General features: G+C 72.1%; 27 protein-coding genes and 1 pseudogene. 6 read left to right on the top strand and 22 right to left on the bottom strand.

What is annotated here, in order from left to right; all coding sequences use genetic code 11:
• The 3 genes from AB0D66_RS15700 to AB0D66_RS15690 all read right to left on the bottom strand — a co-directional run.
• Positions 1 to 2,201: AAA family ATPase (locus AB0D66_RS15700; RefSeq protein ID WP_362302518.1), on the bottom strand; the 2,201-nt coding region annotated here is incomplete at its 3' end.
• Positions 2,202 to 2,387: 186 nt separating this feature from the next.
• On the bottom strand, positions 2,388 to 2,606 hold the full coding sequence (locus tag AB0D66_RS15695) for a hypothetical protein (RefSeq protein ID WP_069922122.1): 219 nt from the start codon (positions 2,604 to 2,606) through the stop codon (positions 2,388 to 2,390).
• A 349-nt stretch (positions 2,607 to 2,955) separates the two neighbouring features.
• On the bottom strand, positions 2,956 to 3,237 hold the full coding sequence (locus AB0D66_RS15690) for an acylphosphatase (protein ID WP_257553999.1): 282 nt from the start codon (positions 3,235 to 3,237) through the stop codon (positions 2,956 to 2,958).
• A 137-nt stretch (positions 3,238 to 3,374) separates the two neighbouring features.
• Between AB0D66_RS15690 and AB0D66_RS15685 the strand changes: the two genes are divergently transcribed.
• The gene (locus tag AB0D66_RS15685; RefSeq protein ID WP_362302513.1) at positions 3,375 to 4,271 is read left to right on the top strand and encodes a CAP domain-containing protein; all 897 of its coding nucleotides are present in this window, start codon (positions 3,375 to 3,377) and stop codon (positions 4,269 to 4,271) included.
• Positions 4,272 to 4,340: 69 nt separating this feature from the next.
• On the opposite strand, the gene AB0D66_RS15680 is transcribed toward AB0D66_RS15685, so the two are convergent.
• A complete protein-coding gene (locus AB0D66_RS15680) occupies positions 4,341 to 4,946 on the bottom strand; it encodes a flavodoxin family protein (RefSeq protein ID WP_362302510.1) in 606 nt (201 codons plus the stop codon).
• Between the two features lie 135 nt (positions 4,947 to 5,081).
• Here AB0D66_RS15680 and AB0D66_RS15675 point away from each other — a divergent pair, with 135 nt between their 5' ends.
• Positions 5,082 to 5,489, top strand: a complete 408-nt coding sequence (locus AB0D66_RS15675; protein ID WP_362302507.1) for a helix-turn-helix domain-containing protein — start codon at positions 5,082 to 5,084, stop codon at positions 5,487 to 5,489.
• Here the strand turns inward: AB0D66_RS15675 and mutM are convergent.
• The 9 genes from mutM to AB0D66_RS15630 form a co-directional block, all read right to left on the bottom strand.
• Positions 5,462 to 6,331, bottom strand: a complete 870-nt coding sequence (mutM, locus tag AB0D66_RS15670; protein ID WP_362302504.1) for a bifunctional DNA-formamidopyrimidine glycosylase/DNA-(apurinic or apyrimidinic site) lyase — start codon at positions 6,329 to 6,331, stop codon at positions 5,462 to 5,464. The two genes, AB0D66_RS15675 and mutM, sit on opposite strands and share 28 nt — an antisense overlap.
• A 133-nt stretch (positions 6,332 to 6,464) precedes the next feature.
• Positions 6,465 to 7,301 (bottom strand): ribonuclease III, encoded by an 837-nt coding sequence (gene rnc, locus AB0D66_RS15665; RefSeq protein ID WP_362302501.1) that lies wholly within the window; start codon positions 7,299 to 7,301, stop codon positions 6,465 to 6,467.
• A 19-nt stretch (positions 7,302 to 7,320) separates the two neighbouring features.
• The gene (gene rpmF / locus AB0D66_RS15660; RefSeq protein WP_003965982.1) at positions 7,321 to 7,494 is read right to left on the bottom strand and encodes a 50S ribosomal protein L32; all 174 of its coding nucleotides are present in this window, start codon (positions 7,492 to 7,494) and stop codon (positions 7,321 to 7,323) included.
• 2 nt (positions 7,495 to 7,496) lie between these two features.
• Positions 7,497 to 8,198, bottom strand: a complete 702-nt coding sequence (locus AB0D66_RS15655) for a DUF177 domain-containing protein (RefSeq protein WP_362302817.1) — start codon at positions 8,196 to 8,198, stop codon at positions 7,497 to 7,499.
• Positions 8,199 to 8,276: 78 nt separating this feature from the next.
• Positions 8,277 to 9,329, bottom strand: coding sequence for a cell division initiation protein (locus tag AB0D66_RS15650; protein ID WP_362302498.1), 1,053 nt, complete (start codon positions 9,327 to 9,329; stop codon positions 8,277 to 8,279).
• 102 nt (positions 9,330 to 9,431) lie between these two features.
• Positions 9,432 to 9,911, bottom strand: coding sequence for a pantetheine-phosphate adenylyltransferase (coaD, locus tag AB0D66_RS15645; protein WP_208948827.1), 480 nt, complete (start codon positions 9,909 to 9,911; stop codon positions 9,432 to 9,434).
• A 14-nt stretch (positions 9,912 to 9,925) separates the two neighbouring features.
• Positions 9,926 to 10,504, bottom strand: a complete 579-nt coding sequence (gene rsmD / locus AB0D66_RS15640; RefSeq protein WP_362302495.1) for a 16S rRNA (guanine(966)-N(2))-methyltransferase RsmD — start codon at positions 10,502 to 10,504, stop codon at positions 9,926 to 9,928.
• Between the two features lie 44 nt (positions 10,505 to 10,548).
• A complete protein-coding gene (recG, locus tag AB0D66_RS15635) occupies positions 10,549 to 12,753 on the bottom strand; it encodes an ATP-dependent DNA helicase RecG (RefSeq protein ID WP_362302492.1) in 2,205 nt (734 codons plus the stop codon).
• 26 nt (positions 12,754 to 12,779) lie between these two features.
• Positions 12,780 to 14,462 carry a DAK2 domain-containing protein gene (locus tag AB0D66_RS15630; RefSeq protein WP_362302488.1) on the bottom strand — a complete coding sequence of 561 codons (1,683 nt, stop codon included), beginning with the start codon at positions 14,460 to 14,462 and terminating at the stop codon, positions 12,780 to 12,782.
• A gap of 241 nt (positions 14,463 to 14,703) precedes the next feature.
• On the opposite strand from AB0D66_RS15630, the gene rpmB reads away from it, so the two are divergent.
• The gene (rpmB, locus tag AB0D66_RS15625) at positions 14,704 to 14,889 is read left to right on the top strand and encodes a 50S ribosomal protein L28 (RefSeq protein WP_007266795.1); all 186 of its coding nucleotides are present in this window, start codon (positions 14,704 to 14,706) and stop codon (positions 14,887 to 14,889) included.
• Positions 14,890 to 15,025: 136 nt separating this feature from the next.
• Here rpmB and thiD read toward each other — a convergent pair whose 3' ends face one another.
• Both thiD and AB0D66_RS15615 read right to left on the bottom strand, forming a co-directional pair.
• Positions 15,026 to 15,826 carry a bifunctional hydroxymethylpyrimidine kinase/phosphomethylpyrimidine kinase gene (gene thiD / locus AB0D66_RS15620; protein WP_362302485.1) on the bottom strand — a complete coding sequence of 267 codons (801 nt, stop codon included), beginning with the start codon at positions 15,824 to 15,826 and terminating at the stop codon, positions 15,026 to 15,028.
• Positions 15,823 to 16,806: a thiamine-phosphate kinase gene (locus tag AB0D66_RS15615; protein WP_362302482.1), complete on the bottom strand. Its 984-nt coding sequence runs from the start codon at positions 16,804 to 16,806 to the stop codon at positions 15,823 to 15,825. The genes thiD and AB0D66_RS15615 overlap by 4 nt, the downstream gene beginning before the upstream one ends.
• 245 nt (positions 16,807 to 17,051) lie before the next feature.
• Between AB0D66_RS15615 and AB0D66_RS15610 the strand changes: the two genes are divergently transcribed.
• Positions 17,052 to 17,285 carry an Lrp/AsnC ligand binding domain-containing protein gene (locus AB0D66_RS15610; RefSeq protein ID WP_030028650.1) on the top strand — a complete coding sequence of 78 codons (234 nt, stop codon included), beginning with the start codon at positions 17,052 to 17,054 and terminating at the stop codon, positions 17,283 to 17,285.
• A 23-nt stretch (positions 17,286 to 17,308) separates the two neighbouring features.
• Positions 17,309 to 17,809, top strand: coding sequence for a DUF3515 domain-containing protein (locus AB0D66_RS15605; RefSeq protein WP_362302479.1), 501 nt, complete (start codon positions 17,309 to 17,311; stop codon positions 17,807 to 17,809).
• A gap of 94 nt (positions 17,810 to 17,903) precedes the next feature.
• Here the strand turns inward: AB0D66_RS15605 and AB0D66_RS15600 are convergent, their stop codons facing one another.
• From AB0D66_RS15600 to AB0D66_RS15590, 3 genes are read right to left on the bottom strand one after another with little or no spacing between them, the layout of a single operon-like run.
• Positions 17,904 to 19,061: a D-alanine--D-alanine ligase family protein gene (locus tag AB0D66_RS15600; RefSeq protein WP_362302476.1), complete on the bottom strand. Its 1,158-nt coding sequence runs from the start codon at positions 19,059 to 19,061 to the stop codon at positions 17,904 to 17,906.
• 39 nt (positions 19,062 to 19,100) lie between these two features.
• A complete protein-coding gene (locus AB0D66_RS15595; protein ID WP_362302474.1) occupies positions 19,101 to 20,111 on the bottom strand; it encodes an NAD(P)H-dependent glycerol-3-phosphate dehydrogenase in 1,011 nt (336 codons plus the stop codon).
• Positions 20,108 to 20,860 (bottom strand): lysophospholipid acyltransferase family protein, encoded by a 753-nt coding sequence (locus tag AB0D66_RS15590; protein WP_362302471.1) that lies wholly within the window; start codon positions 20,858 to 20,860, stop codon positions 20,108 to 20,110. The genes AB0D66_RS15595 and AB0D66_RS15590 overlap by 4 nt, the downstream gene beginning before the upstream one ends.
• 263 nt (positions 20,861 to 21,123) lie before the next feature.
• Between AB0D66_RS15590 and cofC the strand changes: the two are divergent.
• A pseudogene (gene cofC, locus AB0D66_RS15585) lies at positions 21,124 to 21,711 on the top strand (2-phospho-L-lactate guanylyltransferase); the annotation flags it as partial.
• 285 nt (positions 21,712 to 21,996) lie between these two features.
• Here cofC and AB0D66_RS15580 read toward each other — a convergent pair.
• The 4 genes from AB0D66_RS15580 to AB0D66_RS15565 form a co-directional block, all read right to left on the bottom strand.
• Positions 21,997 to 22,674 carry an HU family DNA-binding protein gene (locus AB0D66_RS15580; RefSeq protein WP_362302468.1) on the bottom strand — a complete coding sequence of 226 codons (678 nt, stop codon included), beginning with the start codon at positions 22,672 to 22,674 and terminating at the stop codon, positions 21,997 to 21,999.
• A gap of 145 nt (positions 22,675 to 22,819) precedes the next feature.
• Positions 22,820 to 23,047, bottom strand: coding sequence for a hypothetical protein (locus tag AB0D66_RS15575; RefSeq protein ID WP_069922106.1), 228 nt, complete (start codon positions 23,045 to 23,047; stop codon positions 22,820 to 22,822).
• Positions 23,048 to 23,184: 137 nt separating this feature from the next.
• Positions 23,185 to 23,778: a 3-isopropylmalate dehydratase small subunit gene (leuD, locus tag AB0D66_RS15570; protein WP_362302465.1), complete on the bottom strand. Its 594-nt coding sequence runs from the start codon at positions 23,776 to 23,778 to the stop codon at positions 23,185 to 23,187.
• Between the two features lie 5 nt (positions 23,779 to 23,783).
• Positions 23,784 to 24,140, bottom strand: a 357-nt coding sequence (locus tag AB0D66_RS15565) for an aconitase family protein (protein ID WP_362302462.1), incomplete at its 5' end; no start/stop codon positions are given.

The following is a 24,140-nucleotide window of genomic DNA, read 5'->3' as shown; positions in this document are numbered from 1 at the left end:
GTTTGAGGCGCGGGTCCGGGCAGAGCCCGGTCTCGGGAAGGGGCGGGGTGGGGGAAGACTCCCCCGGCCTCGGTGGAAGCCCGGCCGGACGTGTCGACGTCCGCAGCCACCACGAGTTCCGGGCTCCGCCCCGACAGGGCACCCGCACCGGAGGCCGGAGCCTGGCCCGGCACGGCACCCGGCCCGGGGGCCGAGGCGCTGCCCGGCAGGGCAGCTGGATCGGGAGCCGTTGACCGGGCCGGCCCAGGCCTCAGGCCGGAACCGAGGCCCTGCCCGTGGCCGGAGGCCGCAGCCTGACCCGAGAGCGGCCCGGGCCCGAAAGCCGGAGCCTGGCCCGGGAGAGCAGCCGGGCCAGAAGTCGAAGCGTCACCCGGCAGCGCAACCCGGCCGGCGGCCGAGGCGCTGCCCGGCACGGCACCCGGCCCGGGGGCCGAGGCCTCGCCCGGCTCGACACCCGCGCCGGAGGCCTGGGGCGGGAGGGTCGGGGGCGGCGGGGTGATCAGGAGGGTGGCGCGGCCCGCGTCCGTCGCGCGGAGGTGGCGGATCGCCTCGGCCGCGGAGGCCGGGGAGGACACGGCCAGCGCGTCCGCCGCCGAGCCCAGCGCAGCGGCCACGGCGGCTTCGTACCCGGGGGCCACCGACAGCCGCTCCGCCGCCGGTCCCAGCAGCCCCGCCAGCCGCTCCCGCGCCGCGAGCAGCGCCCCGGTGCCGTCCTTGCGCCGCAACCCGAGCGCCAGCGCGTCCCGTCGCGCCGACACCGCCGCGCGCGAGCGCTCGGCCGCCGTCACCGCGTCCCGGGCCGCCGCCAGTGCGGCTTCCGCCTCCGCCAGGGCGGCCCGGGCGGTTTCGTGGTCGTCCTCCTCCGCGGCCTCGTCGAGGCCGCCGACCTCCTCGGCCAGGGCCTCGTACTCCTCCTGCGCGGCCACCGCCCGGGCCTCGGCCTCGTCGCGCGCCGCGACGAGCCGGTCGATCTCGGCCTGCGCGGCGCCGGCCCGGGAGCGGGCGGCGCCGAGCCGGCCCGTCAGCCGCGCCAGCGCCTCGCGCCGGTCCGCGATGGCCCGCGCCGCGTCCCGCAGCCGCCGCTCCTCCTCGGCCAGCTCCCGCTCCAGCTCCGCCCGGTGCGCCGACGTGTCCTCCAGCGCGTACGAGGCGGCCTCCAGGGCAGCCGTCAGCTCCGCCTCCTGCTCGCGGATCCGCGCGGCCTCCTTCTCCAGGTCCTCGGGGTCGCGCCCCCGCCGCTCCTCCTCCGCCGGGGCCGTCGCGCTCTTGACCCGCGCGTCCGCGAGGGACGCCGTCCCCCGGACCCGCTCGGCGAGCTGCGAGAGCTCGTACCAGGTCTGCTGCGCCCTCTGGAGCCGCGGCGCGAGCTCCCGTACGGCCCCCTCCAGTTCGGCCTCGCGCCGCAGCGCCTCCGCGAGCCGGGCCTCCGCGGCCTCCTTGCGCTCCTTCAGCGCCGCCTCGTCCGCGATCTCCGCGTCGAGCGCGCGCCGCAGGGCGACCAGGTCGTCGGCGAGCAGCCGCAGCCGCGCGTCGCGCAGGTCCGCCTGGATGACGGCCGCCCGCCGGGCCACCGCGGCCTGCCGGCCCAGGGGCTTCAGCTGGCGCCGCAGCTCGTCGTTGAGGTCCTGTACGCGGGCGAGGTTGGCCTGCATCGCGTCCAGCTTCCGCAGCGCCTTCTCCTTGCGCTTGCGGTGCTTCAGCACCCCGGCCGCCTCCTCGATGAAGGCGCGGCGCCCCATGGGATCGGCGTGCAGGACGGAGTCCAGCTGGCCCTGTCCGACGATGACGTGCATCTCGCGGCCGATGCCGGAGTCGGAGAGCAGCTCCTGGATGTCCAGCAGGCGGCAGGTGTCGCCGTTGATCTGGTACTCGCTGCTGCCGCCGCGGAACATGATCCGGGTGATGGTGACTTCGGCGTAGTCGATGGGCAGCGCGCCGTCGGAGTTGTCGATCGTGAGAGAGACCTCGGCGCGGCCGAGCGGCGGGCGTCCGGTGGTCCCGGCGAAGATGACGTCTTCCATCTTCCCGCCGCGCAGGGATTTGGCCCCCTGTTCGCCCATGACCCAGGACAGCGCGTCCACGACGTTGGACTTGCCGGAGCCGTTCGGACCCACGACACAGGTGATGCCGGGTTCGAAGCGCAAGGTGGTCGCGGAAGCAAAGGATTTGAATCCGCGCAGGGTCAGGGACTTGAGGTGCACGCCGCCGGACTCTACCTTTCGCGTTCGGTTTCACCCATGAAGGTGCAGGGCACTACCGACGTTAAAGGAGTGAGCACCGCGCCCGGCAGCATGCCGTGGGGCGCGGCGTCCAAAGAAAGAAGGGACGCCGGAGCGTCCCTTGCAGATCATGCGGGGCTGGGTGTCGAGCGACGATGTGAACGCGGATCAGGTGAGCGCAGGCTCCGCCTGGGGTACGTCGATCTCGATGCTGTCGAGCAGCGAGTCTCCGTCGTGCTGAGCGGCGGCCGCGTTCAGCGCGTCATTTTCGGACTGAATCCGTACGAGCTCGGACTCGAGGTCCTGGACGCGCTGCTGAAGCCGTCGCATCTCGGCGAGGAGTCGCGGGTCGGAACCGCCGACGTAACCGAGAAGCGCCTTTGCCATGATGGATGGTCCTCCACACTGAGTGACCGACCGAAGCGGTGTGGGTCGTGAGGGAATCGCACCCGCGGATGTCCGGCAGCGACTGTCAGTCACTGCGCTTACTACTGCCAACACTGCCAAACAGCTCAGGTGCGCGGGGCTTCCAGCGTCTCACCAAAAAGTTTGACGGTCAACACGATCACGCCCCGTATCGGCGGGCAGCCCGGGCCCCGCAAGGGGCGTGGAGATCATCCTCATCTCCGAGCCTTCCACGAATCGGCCGCGTCGGCAACGCGTCGACGGAGAATGCGCAGATCCGACCGTGTACGGACGGGCTCAGGGTGTGATCAGTACATGATCAGCCGAAACGTCAGCGGATCGCGAACCCGTCGTAGCCACCGCGCGGTGTGCCCCAGATCTCTGTAACCCCGTCCACCCGGCCGGGCGTGTCGGCCGAGCGCAGCCAGTCGAGCAGCCGGTGGCAATTCTCACGTTGACCTTCCGCCACCACCTGCACTCGCCCGTCGTCGAGATTGAGCGCGAAGCCGACGACTCCACCGATCTCCAGGGCGTTCTCCCTGGTGAACCATCGGAAGCCCACTCCCTGCACACGGCCGCGCACCCAGGCGATCAGGCGGACATCTTCATTCATGCGTGAACGCTAACCGGGCAAAGACTTTCGGGGCACATCGCCCCCTGGCCCCATGGCGTACAGTCGCGCACCAATGAACTCACCCGTTTGGGTGAGTAAAGGACGATCTTGGTCTGGTAAGGAAAGGCACGACGCCGATGGGACGCCACGGACTCCACGCCGCACCGCGCCGCGGCGGCAAGCGCGGCACCGCCCTGCGCACCGGCCTCCTGGGCGTTTCGGTGGCCGTGGCGCTCGGTACGGCGGCCGTCACGACCGGCATGGTGCCGGTCGGCGGCTCCTTCCCCTATGTGGGGGTCTCCGGTTCGGGTTCCGACGACGCGGCGAAGGCCCGTGCGCAGGCCTCGCCGAGCCCCGACGGCAGCGCCGTGGACCAGCAGGGGGGCCTCGCCAACCTCTCCGGCCGCGTCCCCACCGGCTCCGCCTCGCCGAGCCCGTCGGCCTCGCCGCCGCCCTCCGCCTCGCCGAGCCCGTCCGCGTCGGCCTCCCCGTCCGCCTCCGCTTCGCCTTCGGCCCCCGCCTCCTCCTCGGCTCCGCCCGCGCCGAGCACCCCGCCGCCGGCCGCGCCGAGCACCAAGGCCCCGGCGAAGCCGGTCGTGCCCGTGCCCCCGAAGCCGTCCACCGAGGCGCCGGCGTCCCGTCCGCCCCTTGACGGGCACTCCGCCGAGGAAGCCGCCGTGGTGACCCTGGTGAACCAGGAGCGCGCGCAGGCCGGCTGCGGCCCGGTCCGGGCGAACCCGCCGCTCGCGGGGCTGGCGCGCGCGTTCAGCAAGGACATGGCCGCCCGCGGCTTCTTCGGCCACACCGACCCCGACGGCAACAGCCCCTGGGGCCGCGCCGCCAAGGCCGGCATCTCGGGCCTGGGCGGCGAGAACATCGCCCGCGGCCAGGGTGACGCCGCGGCCGTGATGAAGGCCTGGATGAACAGCCCGGGCCACAAGGCGAACATCCTCAACTGCGAGTTCCGCACCCTGGGCGTCGGCGCCCACTTCGCCGCCGGCGGCCCCTGGTGGACCCAGGACTTCGGCTTCTAGGCGTACCCGCCCGTCAGTCTCCCCGGTCCTGGGCCCCAGGACCCCAAGGCCCCCGAGCCCTCGGCCTCCTCAGACCGCGGCCAGCGCCGCGCGCCCCGCGACGACGACGCGGGTGTGCTCCGCCACGCGCCGGCCCAGGTGCTCGGCGGTCGCGATGTCGGCCTTGTGGACCGCGTCCGCGCCCTCGTCGGAGTTGGTCTGGGCGGCGGCGCCGGCGAAGACGCCGAGGCGGTTGAGGTCGTTCTCCGAGCCGGTGCTGGAGTTCCAGCCCGGCTTCAGGCCCAGGTTGACCCAGCTCATGCCGTGCTGCGCGGCCAGGATCTGGAAGAACTGCAGGGTGTGCAGCTTGTCGCCGCTCTTGGAGGCCGAGTTGGTGAACCCGGCCGCCACCTTGTCCTGCCACACGTCGCCGAACCAGCGCTTGGACGTGGCCTCGGCGAATACGTGGAAGGCACCGGAAGCGGTGCCCATGTAGGTCGGGGAGCCGAAGACGATCGCGTCGGAGGCGTCGAGCAGCGCCCACTGCGCGTCGTCGATCTCGTCGACCTTGATGAGGTGGACGGTCGCGCCCGCCTCGGCGGCGCCGTCGCGGACCGCCTCGGCGACGACGGCGGTGTGCCCGTAGCCGGAGTGGTAGGCGATCGAGACGACGGGGGTGTGCGTGGTACCGGACAAGGCGATCTCTCCTCGGAACGTCCCGCCGCCCGGGAAGGCGGTGCGGCGGGGAGGGCTGCGACGAGAAAAAGAAAAGCACTAACTTTTGGAAAGCGCAACCCGTGGGTTAGCGCTGCCCGGGGGTACGCTTTCTTCATGGACACTGCAACCGTTGGCGCCGAGGGCACCGAATCCGAACTCCCGTTCGACGTCTTCGCGCGCGCGTGCCCGTCCCGGGAAACCCTGGAGCACGTCACCGGACGCTGGGGCAGTCTCACGGTGGGCGCCCTGCGCGAGGGCCCGTGCCGCTTCAACGAGCTGCGCCGCCGGGTGGACGGCGTCAGCGAGAAGATGCTCTCCCAGACCCTGCACGCCCTCGAGCGCGACGGTATCGTCCACCGCGAGGCGCAGCCGGTGAACCCGCCGCGCGTCGACTACGAACTGACCCCGCTCGGCGTCGAGGTGGCGGACCGGCTGCTCGCGCTCATCCACTTCCTGGAGGGCAGCATGCCGGACGTGCTGGCGGCCCGGCGGTCCTACGAGGGAACGCGCGGGGCCCGCTGACAGCGCGGGCAGAAGTAGCTCGACCTGTTCATCCAGGGCCGGCGCCGCATCGGGGTGCCGCAGCGGCGGCAGGGCTCGTCCTCGCGCCCGTAGGCGTCGAGCGAGCGGTCGAAGTAGCCCGACTCGCCGTTCACGTTGACGTAGAGGCTGTCGAAGCTGGTGCCGCCGACCGCGAGGGCCGCGTTCATGACGTCCCGGACGTGGCCCAGGAGTTCCGTGCTCCGGGGGCGGGTGAGGCCGGCCGTGGGGCGCTCGTAGTGCAGCTTGGCGCGCCACAGCGCCTCGTCCGCGTAGATGTTGCCGACCCCGCTGATCAGGGACTGGTCCAGCAGCGCCCGCTTGACGGTGGTCCGCCGGCCGCGCAGCGCCAGGTGGTAGGCGCCCTCGTCGAACAGCGGGTCGAGGGGGTCGCGCGCGATGTGGGCGATGACGTCGGGCAGTCCTTCGGCGCTGTCGGCGGCGACCTCGTGCAGGGAGAGCCCGCCGAAGGTCCGCTGGTCGACGAAGCGCAGCTCGGTTCCGGCGTCGTCGCCGAACCGCACCCGGATCCGCAGGTGCTTCTCGTCGGGGGCGTCCTCGGGCTGCACGAGCAGCTGGCCGCTCATCCCCAGGTGCCCGAGGACGGACAGGTCCCGCCCGGCCAGGGGCAGCCACAGGTACTTCCCGCGCCGCTGGGGCACCCCGATGGTCTCCCCGCGCAGCCGCGCCGCGAAGTCGGCCCCGCCGCCCGGATGGCGCCGTACGGCCCGCGGGTGCAGGACCTCGACGGCCTCGACGGTCCGCCCGGCCACCCAGCGCGCGAGGCCCCGCCGCACGACTTCGACCTCGGGCAGCTCGGGCACGGTTCTCCTCCGGTGGCGGTGCGGTTCGGTCGCTGCCACCGAGCCTATCGCCCCCGCCTCGGAGGCCCGGAAACGGGCCCGCCCCGCCCCCTGCCGGGGCAGGGGACGGGGCGGGGAAACCCCGAAGGAAGGGTCAGGCGCTCGGCGTCGGGTCGGCGGGCGTCGGCGCCCCGCCCTCCTCGGCCGCGGCACCGGCTTCGGCGACCGCGTCGGCCGCGGCGGCAGCCGCGTTCCGCTCGTCCGCCGCGGTACGGATACCGCGCCAGGCGGATTCCGCCGCCTGCTGTTCCGCTTCCTTCTTGCTGCGGCCGGTGCCGGTGCCGTACGAGACACCACCGACGCGGGCAGCAGCAGTGAAGGTCTTCTCGTGGTCCGGGCCGGTCTCGGTGACCAGGTATTCCGGTACGCCAAGACCTTCGGCCGCCGTGAGCTCCTGGAGACTGGTCTTCCAGTCCAGGCCGGCTCCGAGGTTCGAGGACTTCTCGATGAGCGGGTCGAAGAGCCGGTGAACCAGCTCCGAGGCCGCCTCGAGGCCCTGGTCGAGGTAGACCGCGCCGATCACCGCTTCAAGGGTGTCGGCGAGGATGGAGGCCTTGTCCCGGCCGCCCGTGCCCTCTTCGCCCCGGCCGAGCCGGATGAAGGAGCCGAGTTCGAGGCCACGCCCGACCTCCGCAAGTGCACGCGAGTTGACCACCGCGGCCCGAAGCTTGGCCAGCTGGCCTTCGGGGAGATCCGGGTGGGTCGTGTACAGCGTGTCCGTGACCACCAGGCCGAGCACGGAGTCCCCGAGGAACTCCAGCCGCTCGTTGGTGGGCAGACCGCCGTTCTCGTACGCGTACGAGCGGTGGGTCAGTGCACGCACCAGAAGGGCGGACTCGAGTCGATACCCGAGCCGCCCTTCCAGAAGCTTGTGGGACGAGGCCGCGTTGCTACTGTCTGCCTGCTTCTCAGCGTTGGACAGCTCAGACATTGCGCCTCTCACCAGCCGCTCAGACCTCGAGGACCTGGCGCTTGTTGTAGGTGCCGCAGCTCGGGCACGCAATGTGCTGGAGCTTCGGCTCCTGGCAACGCTCACACGAAACCAGGGTGGGGACCGCAGCCTTCCACTGCGACCGGCGGTGGCGCGTGTTGCTGCGCGACATCTTCCGCTTCGGAACAGCCACGGCTACTTCTCCTGCTTCTCGGCGGCGCCCTGAACTCCGTCAGAGGCAGTGCCGCTCATGTTGTCCTTCTCGTCGTCCTGATCGGTCACGACGAGTCCCTGCAGTGCCGCCCAACGGATGTCGACGGCGTCATGGTGGTGGTCCGGGTCATCGTTCAGGCTGAGCCCGCAATCGGGGCACAGTCCGAGACAGTCCTCCCGGCACACCGGCTGCAGCGGCAGTGCGAGCACCACCACGTCGCGCAGCACGGGTTCGAGGTCGAACAAGCCGTCCTCGAGGAAGAGCGTGTCCTCGTCGTCCTCGGCGTCGTCGGCCGGCTCCGCCTTGGAGCGGGTCCGGTCGTCGGCGTCAGGGTACGAGAACATCTCCTGCAAGTCCGCCTTGAGCTCGCGCTCGACGGACTCCAGACACCTTACGCACTCCCCGGTCGCCGATGCACGGACGGTGCCTGTGACAAGCACCCCTTCCATGACCGCCTCGAGGCGGAGCTTGAGCTTCAGCGGGGCGCCTTCCGGCACTCCGATGACCCCGGCGAGACCGAGGTCCGCCGGTGCCGCGATCTCACGGGACAGCCGCTGCATGGCACCAGGACGCCGACCCAGCTCGTGCGTGTCGAACACGAGGGGGTTGCGGTGGTCGAGGCGGGTATTCAGGGCCGTTCCTGCTTTCACAGATCGCTGAAGATCAAAGTTCCGCCCGCACATGGGCAGCATGGATCGCGGTGCATACGCGCGACCGAAGAGCCAGGATACCCGGCGCCGCGCTCTGCGCCCAATCCGGACCTAGCGCCCCTGCTCGTACTGGCGCAGCTGGTCCAGGTTGATCATGCTCGTGTCGAAGAGACTGGTCTCGTCAAGCGAGGGCTGCTGCGCCTGGGGCTCCTGGTACGCGGCATACGGGTCGGGCTGCTGCTGGTACCCCGCGTACGGGTCGGGCTGCTGCCCTCCGTAGTGCGCGGCGTACCCGGCTCCGTCGGTCCCGGCGCCGGCGTAGGGGTCCTGGTGGCCCTGGTAGGCGTAGCCGTCCTGCTGCTGGGGCTGCTGCTGGTAGCCGTACGTGTCGTACACCGGCTCGGGCTGCGCCGGGATCGGCGCGTGCACCGGCTGGGGCTCGGCCAGGCCCGCGAGGAAGTCGGCGTCGCTCGCCGAGCGGGACTGCTGCACGCCCGCCGCGTCCTGGGCGGCCACGTGCGCGCCGAGGTCGTCCGTGGGCACCCGGCCCAGCAGCTTCTGCCGGCCGCGGCCGACGGCCTCCAGGGTCTTGGAGAGCACCGCCTCGAAGGTCGCCAGCTTGGTGTCCACGTACGCGTCCGCCTGCCGGCGCTGCGTCTCGGGGTCGTGGCTGCGCTCGGGCGCCTCTTCGTCCGGGTAGCCGTGCTCGTCGAGGCCCGGGCCGCGGCCCAGCAGCTTCTCGCGGCCCCGGTCCACCGAGCCGATGGTCTTGGTGAGCACGACCTCGAAGTTGGCGAGCTTGCTGTCGACGTAGTCGTCGGCCTCGGCCCGGATCTCCTCGGCCTCCCGGCGGGCCTCCTCCAGGATCCGGTCCGCCTCGGCCTGCGAGCGCCGCGCGACCTCGGTGTCGGAGATCAGCGAACCGCGCTGGCTGTGGGCGGACTCGATGATCCGTTCCGCCTCGCGGCGGGCGTCCTCGACCAGCTGCTCCCGGCCGCCGATGAGCTCCTGCGCCTGCGCGAGCGAGCCGGGGAGCGCCTGGCGGACCTCTTCGAGCCGGGCGAGCAGCTCGGCGCGGTTGATCACGCAGGAGGCCGACATGGGCATGGACCGGGCACCGCCGACGGCCGCGACGATCTCGTCGAGCTTCTTCTGCACGTCCATGGGGGCTCGCACTCTCTCGGCCTCGGGCGGTTCCCGAGTCGACGGCACGACTGTAAGGCCAGCGGGCCGCCCCCCGACACTGACTGACGGGCCGTCAGTCGGTCAGCGGCTGCCCAGCCGCTCCATCAGCGCCGTGTGCACGTGCGCCGGCAGCAGGTGGGCGACGTCGCCGCCCCACGCCGCGACCTCCTTGACCAGGGAGGACGACAGGAAGCTGTAGGTGGGGTTGGTCGGTACGAAGAGCGTCTCGACGCCCGACAGCCCTATGTTCATCTGGGCCATCTGGAGCTCGTAGTCGAAGTCGCTGACGGCGCGCAGGCCCTTGACGATGGCCGGGATGTCCCGCTGCTTGCAGAAGTCGACGAGCAGCCCGTGGAAGGACTCGACCTGCACGTTCCCGTAGTCGGCCGTCGCCTCGCGGATCAGCTCGATCCGCTCCTCGACGGTGAACAGGCCCTGCTTCGACTGGTTGATCATCACGGCGACGTGCACGACGTCGTACAGCCTGGAGGCACGTCCGATGATGTCGAGGTGTCCGTTGGTGATGGGGTCGAAGGATCCCGGACAGACGGCGCGGCGCAACTGAACTCCCTCGTTCATGAGTCTTCGCTGGTGAAGGCGGCGCGACCGTACCAAAGGGTGCCCTCGCCGTACTTCCGGGACCGGAGCGGCTCGAAGCCCTCGGGCCACGGGAAGGCGCCGCTCCTCGTGCTGCGTTCCACGGTGACGAGCGCGTCCTGCGTGAGCCAGCCATTGGACCGGAGTGTGAGCAGGATCTCCCGGAGATCGTCGTGGGTGACGGCGTACGGGGGGTCCAGGAAGACGATGTCGTACGGGTCCCCGCCCGCCGTCCCCGCGACGACCTGCTCGGCCCTGCCCGACCGGAATTCGGCGCCGGGCAGGCCCACGGCCTTGATGTTGTCCCGGATGGACTTGGCGGCCTTGGGGTCGGTCTCGACCAGCAGGGCGTGGTCCGCGCCGCGGGAGAGGGCCTCCAGGCCGACGGCTCCGGAGCCCGCGTAGAGGTCCAGCACCCGGGCCCCTCCGACGCCGTGCAGCGACTCCCACGTGGAGAAGAGGCCTTCGCGCATCCGGTCGGAGGTCGGCCGGGTACCGGTGCCCGGGGGCACGGCCAGCCGTCGCCCGCCGGCGCTGCCGGCGATCACGCGGGTCATCGATAGGGTCCTTCGGTCTGCGGACGGAGTGGGCCCCCCTATTGTCAGCCCTTCTCGAGGTACTGCTCCCGCTCGGTGTCCAGCAGGGCGTCCAGCGCGGTCCGCAGGCCCGGCAGCCGCTCCAGTTCGGGGTCCTCCGCGACCACGCGGGTGGCCTCCTCCCGGGCCTGGGCGATGACCTCCTCGTCCTCGATGACGGCCAGCATCCGCAGGCTGGAGCGCACGCCCGACTGGGCCTGGCCCAGGACGTCGCCCTCGCGGCGCTGCTCGAGGTCGATGCGGGAGAGCTCGAAGCCGTCGAGGGTGGCGGCGACGGCGGCGAGCCGGGCCCGGGCCGGGCTCGCCTCGTGCATCTCGCTGACCAGCAGGCACAGGCCGGGGGCGGAGCCGCGGCCGACGCGGCCGCGCAGCTGGTGGAGCTGGGAGACGCCGAACCGGTCCGCGTCCATGATCACCATGACGGTGGAGTTCGGCACGTTCACCCCGACCTCGATGACCGTGGTGGCGACCAGCACCTTGACCTCGTCCGCGGCGAAGCGGCGCATCACGTCGTCCTTGTCGGCCGGGTCCATCCGGCCGTGCAGCACCTCGACGCTCAGCCCGGCCAGCGGGCCGCGGGCGAGCTGCTCGGCGATGTCCAGGACGGCGAGCGGCGGCCGCCGCTCGGCGTCGTCCTCCGGGGAAGCCTTGGCCGAGGCCTTCTTCCTGGGCTCCTCCTCGTCGCCGATCCGGGGGCAGACCACATACGCCTGGTGGCCCTTCTCGACCTCCTCGCGGACCCGCTCCCAGGCCCGGGCGAGGAAGTGCGGCTTGTCCTTGGCGGGCACCACGTGGGTGGCGATAGGCGAGCGCCCGGCGGGCAGCTGGTCGAGGACGGAGGTCTCCAGGTCGCCGAAGACGGTCATGGCGACGGTGCGCGGGATCGGGGTCGCCGTCATGACCAGCAGGTGCGGGGGCTGCTTCCCCTTCGACCGGAGCGCGTCGCGCTGCTCCACGCCGAAGCGGTGCTGTTCGTCGACGACCACCAGGCCGAGGTCGTGGAACTGGACCTTGTCCTCGATCAGGGCGTGGGTGCCGATCACGATGCCGGCCTCGCCGGTGACCAGGTCGAGCAGGGCCTGGCGGCGCGCCGGCATCCCCATGGACCCGGTGAGCAGCACCACCTTGGTGCCCTGGTCGGATCCGCCGAGCATGCCGCCCTCCGCCAGCTCGCCCATCATCTCGGTGATGGAGCGGTGGTGCTGCTGGGCGAGCACCTCGGTGGGCGCGAGCATCGCGGCCTGCCCGCCGCAGTCCACGACGGCGAGCATGGCCCGCAGCGCGACCATCGTCTTCCCGGAGCCGACCTCGCCCTGGAGGAGGCGGTGCATGGGGTGTTCGGTGGCCAGGTCGTCGAAGATCTCTTTGGAGACGGCCTGCTGGCCCTCGGTGAGCGTGAAGGGGAGCTTGGCGTCGAAGGAGTCGAGCAGGCCGCCCGGGACGGGTCGCCGGGGCACGGCCGGCAGCTGGGAGTCGGCGTGGCGGCGGCGGGCCAGGGCGACCTGGAGGACGAAGGCCTCGTCCCACTTCAGCCGCTGGCGGGCGTCGTCGATGTCGGCCTTGGCGGCCGGCCGGTGGATCTTCAGCAGGGCCTCGGTCAGCGGGACCAGGCCGCGGCCCTCGCGCAGGGCGGGCGGCAGCGGGTCCACGGCCTCCCGGGCGGCGGGCAGCACCGCGTCCACGCACTTGGCGATCTTCCAGGACTCCAGCTTCGCGCAGGCCGGGTAGATCGGGATGAGCTGGTTCGCGAAGGCGGTGGCCGCGTCCCGGTCGGAGGCGTCCGCGCCGAGCGGCTCGTAGGCGGGGTGCGCCAGCTGGAGCTTGTGGTTGAACTTCGAGACCTTGCCCGCGAACATCGCGCGGGTGCCGGGCAGCAGGTCCTTGTGCGGTTTGTGCACGCCCGCGCCGAAGAAGACCAGCTGGAGCCGGCCGTTGCCGTCGGTGATGGTCACCTCGAGGCGTTTGCCGCGGCCGCCGTTGAAGGTCAGGACGCGGGCGTCGGCGACCTGCGCGACGACGGTCACGTGCTCGTCGATCTGGTCGGCGAGCTCGGCCAGCGAGGTCAGCTCGCCGCGCTCGGCGTACCGCCGCGGGTAGTGGTGGAGCAGGTCCAGGGCCGTGTGCAGGCCGAGCTGCTCGGCCAGCACCTTGGCGGTGGCGGGGCCGAGCGTCTTCTTGAGGTCTTCGTCGAGCGCGGGCACGTGTTCCATTGCACACCATGCCGCCGACAAGCCCGCTATTCCACCCCGATGAGGAGCGGCGCCGAGTACCGCCCGCCGTGGTAGGTGACCGTGTCCACGGCCAGGTGCCCGTGCTGGACGTGGGCCTCCAGGTGCTCGGCGAGGGTGTCCGGCACCTCTGGCCCCAGGACCAGGGTGACGAGTTCGCCGCCGGAGCCCAGCATCCGCTCCAGGACGGCCACGGCGGTCTCGGCCAGGCTCGGGCCGATGACGGCGACGTCGCCGTCGATGAGGCCGAGCACGTCGCCGGCCTGGCAGATGCCGGCCGAGGTGAAGGACTGCCGTTCGGCGACGGCGAGCTCCCCGTACCGGGTGGCGCCGGCCGCCGCGGTCATGGCGACCACGTCCTCGTCGAAGCTGCCCTCCGGGTCGTGCACGGCGAGGGCGGCCAGGCCCTGGACCGCGGACCGGGTGGGGACGACCGCCACGCGCACGCCGTCGGCGCGGGCCCGTTCGGCCGCCGCGGCCGCGATCGCGCGCAGTTCGGCGCCGCCGGGCAGCAGCACCACCTCGCGGGCGTGCGCGCGGCGGATGGCGTCGACCAGGTCGGCGACGGCCGGGGCCTGGCCTGGGCGCACGAGCACGGCCGTGGCGCCCGCCTCTCCGCACAGGCCCGCCAGCCCCTCGCCGGGGACGACGGCGACCACGGCCCGCTGGGCGCGGGCGCCCCGGGCCCGGCGCCGCTCGTCGCCGAAGTGCGTGATGCGTATCCGGTACGGCCGCCCCGCGACGACCCCGGCCTCCACGGCCGCGCCCGGGTCGTCGACGTGGACGTGGACGTTCCACAGCCCTTCGCCGCCGACCACGACCAGGGAGTCGCCGAGTCCGTCGAGCCGTTCGCGCAGCTCCCCGACCGCCGCCTCGGTGGCCTCCAGCAGGTAGACCACCTCGTACGCCGGCCCCTCGTCCTCCTGCGCGCAGGGCTCGGGGGTCTGCGGTACGGGCACGGCCCGGCCGCGCACCGGCTCGGGGGCCGGCGCCTGGCCGGAGAGGGCCTGCCACAGGGCGCCGAGCACGGCGACCAGCCCGCAGCCGCCGGCGTCGACCACCCCGGCCCGGCCCAGCGCGGCCAGCTGCCCCGGGGTCTCGGCCAGGGCGGCCCGGGCTCCGTCGTAGGCGGCGCGGGCCACGTCGGCGGCGGTTCCGGCGGCGCTCCCGGCCGCCTCGCCGGCCCGCGCGGCGGCCGCCGCGACGGTGAGCATGGTGCCCTCCACGGGGTGCGCGACCGCCCCGTACGCCTCCTCCGCGGCCCGGGTCAGCGCCAGGGCCAGCAGCCGGCCGGGCTCCCGCTCGCCGGGTTCGCCTGGTTCGCCGCCGAGTACGTCGGCCACTCCGCGCAGCAGCTGCGCCAGGATGGTCCCGGAGTTCCCGCGGGCTCCGACGAGCGCCCCGTACGCGTAGGCCCGTACGGCCTGGGCCAGGGAGGTCCGCGGCGTGGCGTCGGTCACGTCCGGGGCGCTCCCGGACGCCTTCCCGAAGGCCTCGTCCAGCGCGCGGTCGGCCGACTCGGCGGTGAGGTAGAGGTTGGTCCCGGTGTCCGCGTCGGCCACCGGGTAGACGTTGATCGCGTCGATGTCCTCGCGGGCCCGGCCCAGTGCGGCCAGGGCCAGCGAGCTCCACGTGCGCACCGCTTCGGCGTCGAGCTCGTCGGGGGACTGCGGCTGCGGCTCGTGCGGCACCGGGCGTTCCTCCTCGTGCGGGCCAGGGTTCACCGCAGGGTAACCAAGGACTGCCGGGGCGTCCGGACCACGGGGCGGGGGCAGCGGCGGTCATGGTAGTTTTCTTGGACCGACGCAGTCGTTGTATGCTGCTCCGGTTGCCCGATGAGAGTCGGGCCATTCCCCCGGCAAGCCACTTCAGACCTCTGATTCCGGTGCGCCGGGTTCACTGTAATTGCATCTGAAGTCTTTGGAGTGACCTGTGGCTGCCAACTGCGACGTTTGCGCCAAGGGGCCGAGCTTCGGCAACAACATCTCCCACTCGCACCGCCGCACCTCGCGTCGCTGGAACCCGAACATCCAGCGCGTCCGTGCCGTGGTCAATGGGACGCCGAAGCGCCTCAACGCCTGCACCTCGTGCATCAAGGCCGGCAAGGTCTCGCGCTGACGCCTCCCGTCGTAGCGCAGCCCTTCCGGTTGCCAGGAAGACCGGTTCACCTCTGGTGAACCGGTCTTTTGCCTTTCCCGGCCCCGGTGGGGCCGGGCGGACGGCGGCGCTCCGGCGGTAGGGTCCGGCGGCCGGCTCAGCGCCACCGCCAGGCGTGGTCCACCGGGCCGATGCCGCCGCCGAGCGGGAAGCCCGCGGCGATGGCGCCCGTGACGTACTCCTTGGCGGCCGTGACGGCCTCCGGGACGGCCAGTCCCCGGGCCAGGCCCGCCGCGATCGCGCTGGCGAGCGTGCAGCCCGTGCCGTGGGTGTGCCGGTTGTCGTGGCGGGGAGCCCGCAGCCAGCGCTCCTCGGCCCCGTCGGTCAGCAGGTCCACGGCCTCGTCCCCGTGCGCCGCCAGGTGCCCGCCCTTGATCAGCGCCCACCGCGGCCCGTAGCCGAGGATCGCGCCGGCGGCCCGCCGCATGTCGTCCTCGCTCTCCACCAGCACGCCCGTGAGCTGCGCCACCTCGTCGAGGTTGGGCGTGGCCACGGTGGCTCGCGGCAGCAGCTCCTTGCGCACGGCGTCCAGCGCCGAGGCGGCCAGCAGCGCGTCGCCGTGCTTGGAGACCCCCACCGGGTCCACGACGGCGGGGGCGGGGGTGTCGGCCAGCAGGGCGGCCACGGTCTCCACGAGCACGGCGGAGGAGAGCATCCCGGTCTTGACGGCCTGGACGCCGATGTCGTCCACGACGGCCCGGTACTGGGCCGTGACGGCCTCGGCGGGCAGCTCCCAGGCTCCCCGGACCCCGAGCGAGTTCTGCGCGGTCACCGCGGTCACCACGCTCATGCCGTGCACGCCGAGCGCCAGCATGGTCTTGAGGTCGGCCTGGATGCCCGCGCCGCCGCCGGAGTCGGATCCGGCGACGGTCAGGCACAGCGGCGGGGCGGTGCTCACAGGGCGCTGTCCTCGGGGGCCGGGTCGGCCCCGAAGTGGTCCCAGCCGCCGGTGCTGGTCCACGGCGCCCCGTCCACGGTGACCTGGGGCAGCGCGGAGCGGTTCAGCACCTCGCCGATGACCTTCCAGCGGGCCGGCAGCTTCACGTCGGGCGGGAAGGTGGCCACGATGGCGTGGTCCTCTCCCCCGGTGAGCACCCACTGCAGCGGGTCCACGCCGACGGCCTGGCCGATGTCGTGCATCTGCGTGGGGATGTCGACGGACCCCGAGCGCAGGTCGATCCGCACCTTGCTGGCCTCGGCGATGTGCCCGAGGTCGGCGATCAGCCCGTCGCTGACGTCCGTCATGGCGGTGGCGCCGAGCCCGGCGGCCGCGGGACCCGCGTGGTACGGCGGCTCGGGGCGCCGGTGCGCCTCGACGAAGGCCCGCGGGGAGCGGAAGCCGCGCGAGAGGACCGCGAATCCGGCGGCGGACCAGCCGAGCCAGCCCGTGACCGCCACGACGTCGCCGGGCTGGGCCCCGGAGCGCAGCACGGGCTCGTGGTTGCGCAGGTCGCCGAGGGCGGTGATGGCTACGGTGATGGTGTCGCCGCGCACGACGTCCCCGCCGACCACGGCCGCGCCCGCGACCTGGCACTCGTCGCGGATGCCGTCCATCAGCTCGGTGGGCCAGGTGACCGGGAGTTCGGCCGGTACGACGAGGCCGAGGAGCAGCGCGGTCGGCACCGCGCCCATCGCGGCGATGTCGGCGAGGTTCTGCGCGGCGGCCTTGCGCCCGACGTCGTAGGCCGTGGACCAGTCGCGCCGGAAGTGCCTGCCTTCCAGCAGGATGTCGGTGCTCGCCACGACCCGCCGGTCCGGCGCCGACACCACCGCGGCGTCGTCGCCCGGTCCGAGGCGGACCGCCGGGGTGGTGGTGAGCCGCGAGGTGAGCTCACGAATGAGCCCGAACTCCCCCAGCTCGCCCACAGTGCCCTTCATCGCTGTGCCCCTTCTTGCCCAGTCCGCTTGCGGTCGCGAGCCCTCACAGCTCTGGGTACCGTCAACAGATACGTCAACTTCAGCTCTCCGTACGCCCCGCCGTGCGTGGCGCCGGGCTCGCGGGTCTCCCCGTGGCGCGCGGCGACGCGGTACCGTGGCGTCCCTTCTTCCCCCGGCCCTTTCGATCGTGTGGGGCCCACCCGAAGGTTAGGGGAAATGATCCTCGTGGCCGCCCTGGAGGTTCCGTGGTACAGGCGTACATCCTTATCCAGACCGAGGTGGGCAAGGCGTCGTTCGTCGCCGAGTCCATCGGCCAGATCCCGGGGGTGATCCAGGCCGAGGACGTGACGGGTCCGTACGACGTGATCGTGCGCGCCCAGGCCGACACCGTGGACGAGCTCGGCCGCATGGTCGTGGCCAAGGTCCAGCAGGTGGAGGGGATCACCCGCACCCTGACCTGCCCGGTGGTCCATCTGTAGCCCCCGTCTACTCTTGGCCGGTGATGTCCCTCCACCGCCGGCCCCTCCGTGTCCGCATCGTGTCGGCCGTGCCCGCCGCGCTGGCCCTCGTGGCCGCCGCGGCGTGCTCTCCGGGCGGTTCCGAAGCCCGGGTGGACCCGCCGCCCACACCGCCGGCCAAGGTCGCGGGGTTCTGTGCGGCGCTGCACGAGGAGCTCCCGGAGACGGTGGCCGGCCTGGCGCGGACCAGGGCCGAACCGGAGTCCGCGCTGACCGCCGCGTGGGGCGGCTCGGCGATCGTACTGCGGTGCGGTATCCCCAGGCCCCACGCGATGGCCGATCCGGAGCAGGAGGGCGTCGACGTGAACGGCGTCGCCTGGCTGCTGGAGAAGCTCGACGACGGCGGCTTCCGGTTCACCACCGGCATGCGGCAGGCGTACACGGAGGTCGTGGTCGACAAGGAGCATGCCACGGACGCGGGCATGCTCGTGGGGCTGTCCACGGCCGTGGCCGCGACCGTGCCCGTGGGCTTCTCCTCCTACTGAGGCCGGGGGCCGCCGGCCCCTCATACCGACCGCCCGCCGGCCGGCCCCGTGAGGGCCGGCCGGCGGGCGGTCTGCGGTACGGGGTCCCGTGCCGCTAGCGCAGCCCGGTGGAGCGGCGCAGGGCGGCCTGGATCAGGAGGTCGACGAGTTCCCGGTACTCGATGCCCGACTCCTGCCACATCCGCGGGTACATGGAGATCGGCGTGAAGCCCGGCATCGTGTTGATCTCGTTGATCACGAAGGTGCCGTCCTCGGTGAGGAAGAAGTCGGCGCGCACCAGGCCCTCGCAGGACGCGGCCTCGAAGGCCTCGATCGCGAGCCGCTGCACCTCGGCGGTCTGCTCCGGGGTGAGCGGGGCGGGCACGATCCCGGAGGCGGAGTCGATGTACTTCGCCTCGAAGTCGTAGAAGTCGTGGCTGGAGACCGGCGGGATCTCGGCCGGCGCGCTGGCGCGCGGGCCGTCCTCGAACTCGAGCACGCCGCACTCGATCTCGCGGCCGCGCAGCAGCGCCTCCACGATGATCTTCGGGTCGTGGAGCTGGGCCTCGCGGATCGCGGCGTCGAGGCCGGAGGCGTCGTCGACCTTGGTGATGCCGATCGAGGAGCCCGCGCGGGCGGGCTTGATGAACAGCGGCCAGCCGTGCTCGGCGGCGAAGTCCAGGATGCGGCCGCGGGCGGCGTCGCGGTCGGCGGCCCACTCGCGGGGGCGGATGGTCACGTACGGGCCGACGCGCAGCCCGAAGGAGGTGAACACCCGCTTCATGTAGTCCTTGTCCTGGCCGACGGCCGAGGCGAGGACGCCCGAGCCGACGTACGGGACCCCGGAGAGCTCCAGGAGGCCCTGGAGGGTGCCGTCCTCGCCGTACGGGCCGTGCAGGACGGGGAAGACCACGTCCACCTCGCCCAGGGCCTTGGGGACGGCACCGGGCTCGGTGTAGACGACCTCGCGGCTGGCGGGGTCGACCGAGAGCACGACGGCGCCGTCCTCGGAGTCGGCGAGGTCCGAGACGCTCGGCAGCTTGCGGTCGGCGATGGCCATCCGCGAGGGCTCGTCGGCGGTCAGCGCCCACCGGCCGTCCGTGGTGATGCCGATGGGCAGCACCTCGTACTTGGAGCGGTCGATGGAGCGCAGCACCGCGCCCGCCGTGACGACCGAGATGGCGTGTTCCGAGCTGCGGCCGCCGAACACGACGGCCACGCGGGGCTTGCGGCCCTGCTGCTCAGGGGTCTGGGGGAGGTTCTCGCTGCTCATATCGCCACGAGAGTACCCGCTCGCACGTCCGGAATGGAGTCAGCGGCGTTCCGGTTTGGCGCTGCGTCCCATCAGTTCCTTGAGCGCGACCAGGGTCGGCTTGCCGTGGTGGACGATGTCGACGACCGTCTCGGTGATCGGCATGTCGACGCCGTACCGGTGGGCCAGATCGGCCACGGACTGGCAGGACTTGACGCCCTCGGCGGTCTGCCTGGTGACCGCGATGGTCTCCTCCAGGGTCATCCCCCGGCCGAGGTTGGTGCCGAAGGTGTGGTTCCGGGAGAGCGGGGAGGAGCAGGTGGCGACGAGGTCGCCGAGGCCGGCGAGGCCGGAGAAGGTGAGCGGGTCGGCGCCCATCGCCAGGCCCAGACGGGTCGTTTCGGCGAGGCCTCGGGTGATGAGCGAGCCCTTGGTGTTGTCGCCCAGGCCCATGCCGTCCGCGATGCCGACGGCGAGGCCGATGACGTTCTTGACGGCGCCGCCGAGCTCGCAGCCGACGACGTCGGTGTTGGTGTACGGGCGGAAGTACGGGGTGTGGCAGGCGGCCTGGAGGCGCTGGGCCACGGCCTCGTCCACGCAGGCGACGACGGAGGCGGCGGGCTGGCGGGCGGCGATCTCGCGGGCCAGGTTGGGGCCGGTGACCACGGCGACGCGCTCGGCGGGGACCTTGCCCACCTCCTCGATGACCTCGCTCATCCGCTTGGCGGTGCCGAGTTCGATGCCCTTCATCAGGGAGACGAGCACGGTGTCGGGGGCGAGCAGGGGCGCCCACGCGGCGAGGTTGCCGCGCAGCGTCTGGGAGGGGACGGCGAGGACGGTGAAGTCGGCGCCGCGGGCGGCCTCGGCCGGGTCGGTGGTGGCGCGGAGGTTCTCGGGGAGTTCGATCCCCGGCAGGTAGTCCGGGTTGCTCCGGCCGGTGTTGACGGCGTCGGCCAGCTCCCGGCGGCGGCCCCAGAGGGTCACCTCGCAGCCGGCGTCGGCGAGCACCATGCCGAAGGCCGTGCCCCAGGAGCCGGTTCCGTAGACGGCTGCCTTCACGGGACGTGTCACTTCTTGCCCTCCCCCGCGGCCTTGCGCCGCTGTTCCGCCCTGGCCTTGCGATGGTCGTACGGCTGCTCGGGCGCGGCCTCGCCGCGCACGTCCTCCAGCAGCGCGGTGATGGCCGCCATGATGACCTCGGTGGCCTCCTTGAGCACGTCCGGGGTGGGTTCCCGGTCGTAGAAGGCGGAGAGGTCGACGGGCGGTCCCGCGAGCACCTGGAGGGTCTTGCGCGGGAAGAGCCGGACCTTGTCCTCCCGGGCGTAGGGCGGCATCGCGAGGTTCGCGCCCCACTGGGCCACCGGGATGACGGGTGCCCTGGTGATCAGGGCGACCCGGGCGGCGCCGGTCTTGCCGGCCATCGGCCACATGTCGGGATCGCGGGTGAGGGTGCCTTCCGGGTAAAAGGCCACGCATTCGCCGCGCTCGATCGCGTCCACCGCGGCCCGGAATGCGTCCAGGGCGTTGGTGCTCTCCCGGTAGACCGGGATCTGTCCCGATCCGTGCAGGATCGCTCCGACAATCGGGACCTTGAAGAGGGCCGCCTTGGCGAGCAATCGGGGGACCCGGCCGGTGTTGTACTGGAAGTGCGCGTAGGAGAGCGGGTCCAGATACGAGTTGTGATTGACGGCGGTGATAAAGCCGCCCTCGGCCGGAATGTGCTCCATTCCCCGCCAGTCCCGCTTGAAGAGCACTACCAGCGGCGGTTTTGCGATGACCGCCGCCAGGCGGTACCAGAAGCCGATTCTGCGGCGGGACACTCGGACACCTTCCTCTTTGACCGGTGCGGGTACCTCCCGGCGGTAGCCGGGGGAGCTCGGGCACTCGTCGGCCGGACAAGTGTCGCCCCGGGCCCGGTCTCTGTCGAGAACACCGTACGCCCCGCTCGCACGAGCGGATCCCCGGGCCGCCCGGCGGAGGTGACAATGGGCCGGTACATGACCCGGCCATGACCTGACCATGGGCGGGGCATGGACCGCAGCGCACCGGAGGGAAGGGGTGGGTCACGAACGCCGTCTGGAGCCTGGTGGTCCCGCTGAAGCCTCTGGCGGCGGCCAAGAGCCGCCTCGCGGCCGCGGTGGGAGCCTCCCGCCCGGGGCTCGCGCTCGCCTTCGCCCAGGACACCGTGGCGGGGGCGCTGGCCTGCGCGGCGGTCGCGGATGTGGTGGTCGTCACGGACGACTCCACGGCCTCGTGGGAACTGTCCCGGCTGGGGGCGCGGATCGTCGCGGACGGCCCGGGGGCCGGGCTCAACGCGGCCCTGGCCCACGGGGTGCGGGCGATACGGGCCGGCCGGCCGGGGGCTGCGGTGGCCGCGATGAACGCCGACCTCCCGGCCCTGCGCCCGCCCGAATTGCTACGCGTGCTCGAAAGGGCCGCGGTATTTCCCCGGGCATTTCTGGCGGATGCGGCCGGAATCGGGACGACCTTGCTTTCCGCTGCTCCGGACGTGGAATTGGCACCCGCGTTCGGTGGGCGCTCGCGGGCCCGGCATTCGGCTTCGGGAGCGGTGGAAATCGCCCTGTCGGGCGTGGACAGCGTGCGCCGGGACGTGGACACGGCACAGGACCTGAGGACGGCGCTCGCCCTCGGCGTGGGCCCCCACACCGCCCGATACAGTGCCCGTATGCAGGCGACCGCGTACACGTACGACTCCCAGACCCGCAGCGGCAGTGTGCTGCTGGACGACGGCACCCCGGTGCCCTTCGAGGCCCCGGCCTTCGACGCGGGCGGCCTGCGGCTGCTGCGGCCCGGGCAGCGGGTGCGGATCGAGACGGACGGCGAGGGCGCGGCGCTGCGGATCACCCTCGTCACGCTGCAGACCTTCTGAGAGGACGCACCGCGGGCCGGTTTCCCCACGGAGGGGAAACCGGCCCGGCGTGTGTGACTCGCGCCCCTACTTCTTGCGGGCGGTGGTCTTCTTCGCGGTGGCCTTGCGCGTCGCCGTCTTCTTGGCGGGCGCGGTCGTCTTCGCGGTGGCCTTCTTGGCTGCCGGAGCGGTCTTCTTGGCGGTGGAGGTGGTCTTCTTCGCCGCCGGCGTCGCCTTCTTGGCCGTCGTCGCCTTCTTGGCCGCGGACGTGGCCTTCTTGGTCGTGGCGGTGCTCTTCACCGCCGTCTTCTTGGCCGTGCCGGTGGCCTTCTTGGCCGTGGTCTTCTTTGCGACCGTGGTCTTTGCCGCCGCCTTCTTGGCGGTGGTGGCCTTCTTCGCGGCGGCCTTCTTGACCGTCGCGGAGGCGCCGCCGGTGAGGCTGCCCTTGGGCGCCTTCTTCACCGAGACCTCGCCGCCCTTGGGCAGCTTCTTGGTGCCGCTGACCAGGTCCTTGAACCCCTGGCCCGCACGGAAGCGGGGCACCGAGGTCTTCTTGACCCGGACGCGCTCTCCGGTCTGCGGGTTGCGGGCGTAACGGGCCGGACGGTCGACCTTCTCGAACGAGCCGAAGCCCGTGACCGAGACCCGGTCGCCCGCGACGGTAGCGCGGACGATCGCGTCCAGTACCGCGTCGACAGCGTCCGCGGCCTGCTGGCGGCCGCCCAGCTTGTCGGCAATCGCTTCTACGAGCTGCGCCTTGTTCAACGTCTTCCCCTTCGGAGACTTCGCCAGAACGAATGTGTTCAAGCTTATTTCGCACGTTAGGCGGATATATACCGCAAATCAAACACGAAACGGGCTAATCACCCTAGTGCCGCAACGCCGGAGGACGTTACGGAGTTCCTTCGCATCAGTCGCCTTCAGGGAATCGACCCTCGTCAAGGTCCTTCATCAACCTGTCCAGGCGCCTTGCCGCATCGGCGAGATCGTGCTTCGCCGCGGCCGTGACGACCAACAGCTTCCGGGACAGCGCCATCCTTACGCCCTCCGGGACTTGCAGTGAGCGCACCCGTGTGTGTGCTTCTTTCAGTCGGTCCGCGACGCGTTCGTAGAGCTCAAGTTGACTGTCGCGTTCCATGCACAGATTGTGCCATCTGGGGCGAGTTGTCGCCTCACGGGGCCTCAACACACAGCTGTGCCCCCCACCGGACGGTGGGGGGCACAGTGTCGTGGACGTGATCACCCGAAGGCGAATAAGCCCTGATCAGGCTGGAATCAGGCCTGAATCGTGCGCGGCTTGTAGGCGGGGCGGGCACTTTCGTAGGTGGCGATGTCGGCTTCGTTCTGAAGGGTGAGGGAGATGTCGTCCAGGCCTTCCAGGAGCCTCCAGCGGGCGTTGTCGTCGAGTTCGAACTCGGCCTTGATGCCCTGGGCTCGTACCTGGCGGTCGACGAGGTCGACGGTGATCTCGGCGGTGGGGTCGGCTTCGGTCAGTTCCCACAGTCGTTCGACGGTGTCCTGGGGCAGAACGACGGTCAGCAGGCCGTTCTTCAGCGAGTTCCCGCGGAAGATGTCGGCGAAGCGGGAGGAGATGACGGTTTTGAAGCCGTAGTTCTGCAGGGCCCATACGGCGTGTTCGCGGGAGGAGCCGGTGCCGAAGTCGGGGCCGGCGAGCAGGACGGTCGCGCCGGCGCGCTCGGGGCGGTTGGTGACGAACTGGGGGTCCTTGCGCCAGGCCTCGAAGAGGCCGTCTTCGAATCCGTCGCGGGTGATCTTCTTGAGCCAGTGGGCGGGGATGATCTGGTCGGTGTCGACGTTGCTGCGGCGCAGCGGGACGGCTCGGCCGGTGTGGGTGGTGAAGGCTTCCATGGTGTTCAGACTCCGGCGGTGGCGTCGGCGGTGGTCAGGTCGGCGGGGGAGGCCAGGTGGCCCAGTACGGCGGTGGCGGCGGCGACCTGGGGGGAGACCAGGTGGGTGCGTCCGCCCTTGCCCTGGCGGCCTTCGAAGTTGCGGTTGGAGGTGGACGCGGAGCGCTCGCCGGGGGCCAGTTGGTCGGGGTTCATGCCCAGGCACATCGAGCAGCCCGCGTGCCGCCATTCGGCGCCGGCTTCCTTGAAGATTTTGTCCAGGCCTTCTTCGACGGCTTGCAGGGCGACCCGGACGGAGCCGGGGACGACCAGCATCCGTACGCCGTCGGCGACTTTGCGGCCCGCGACGATCCCGGCGACGGC

The sequence above is a fragment of the Streptomyces sp. NPDC048270 genome (genome assembly GCF_040652335.1).
Classification (GTDB): domain Bacteria; phylum Actinomycetota; class Actinomycetes; order Streptomycetales; family Streptomycetaceae; genus Streptomyces.
The sequence above is the reverse complement of the archived record's forward strand: the minus strand, read 5'-3'. Positions and strand labels throughout refer to the sequence as shown.

Coding starts and splice junctions, on each gene's coding strand:
- AB0D66_RS15695 (WP_069922122.1), bottom strand. CDS start 2,606: ATGGCAAAGGCGCTTCTCGGTTACGTCGGCGGTTCCGACCCGCGACTC.
- AB0D66_RS15690 (WP_257553999.1), bottom strand. CDS start 3,237: ATGAATGAAGATGTCCGCCTGATCGCCTGGGTGCGCGGCCGTGTGCAG.
- AB0D66_RS15685 (WP_362302513.1), top strand. CDS start 3,375: ATGGGACGCCACGGACTCCACGCCGCACCGCGCCGCGGCGGCAAGCGC.
- AB0D66_RS15675 (WP_362302507.1), top strand. CDS start 5,082: ATGGACACTGCAACCGTTGGCGCCGAGGGCACCGAATCCGAACTCCCG.
- rnc (WP_362302501.1), bottom strand. CDS start 7,301: ATGTCTGAGCTGTCCAACGCTGAGAAGCAGGCAGACAGTAGCAACGCG.
- AB0D66_RS15655 (WP_362302817.1), bottom strand. CDS start 8,198: ATGTGCGGGCGGAACTTTGATCTTCAGCGATCTGTGAAAGCAGGAACG.
- AB0D66_RS15650 (WP_362302498.1), bottom strand. CDS start 9,329: ATGGACGTGCAGAAGAAGCTCGACGAGATCGTCGCGGCCGTCGGCGGT.
- rsmD (WP_362302495.1), bottom strand. CDS start 10,504: ATGACCCGCGTGATCGCCGGCAGCGCCGGCGGGCGACGGCTGGCCGTG.
- recG (WP_362302492.1), bottom strand. CDS start 12,753: ATGGAACACGTGCCCGCGCTCGACGAAGACCTCAAGAAGACGCTCGGC.
- AB0D66_RS15615 (WP_362302482.1), bottom strand. CDS start 16,806: ATGAAGGGCACTGTGGGCGAGCTGGGGGAGTTCGGGCTCATTCGTGAG.
- AB0D66_RS15605 (WP_362302479.1), top strand. CDS start 17,309: ATGTCCCTCCACCGCCGGCCCCTCCGTGTCCGCATCGTGTCGGCCGTG.
- AB0D66_RS15600 (WP_362302476.1), bottom strand. CDS start 19,061: ATGAGCAGCGAGAACCTCCCCCAGACCCCTGAGCAGCAGGGCCGCAAG.
- AB0D66_RS15575 (WP_069922106.1), bottom strand. CDS start 23,047: ATGGAACGCGACAGTCAACTTGAGCTCTACGAACGCGTCGCGGACCGA.
- leuD (WP_362302465.1), bottom strand. CDS start 23,778: ATGGAAGCCTTCACCACCCACACCGGCCGAGCCGTCCCGCTGCGCCGC.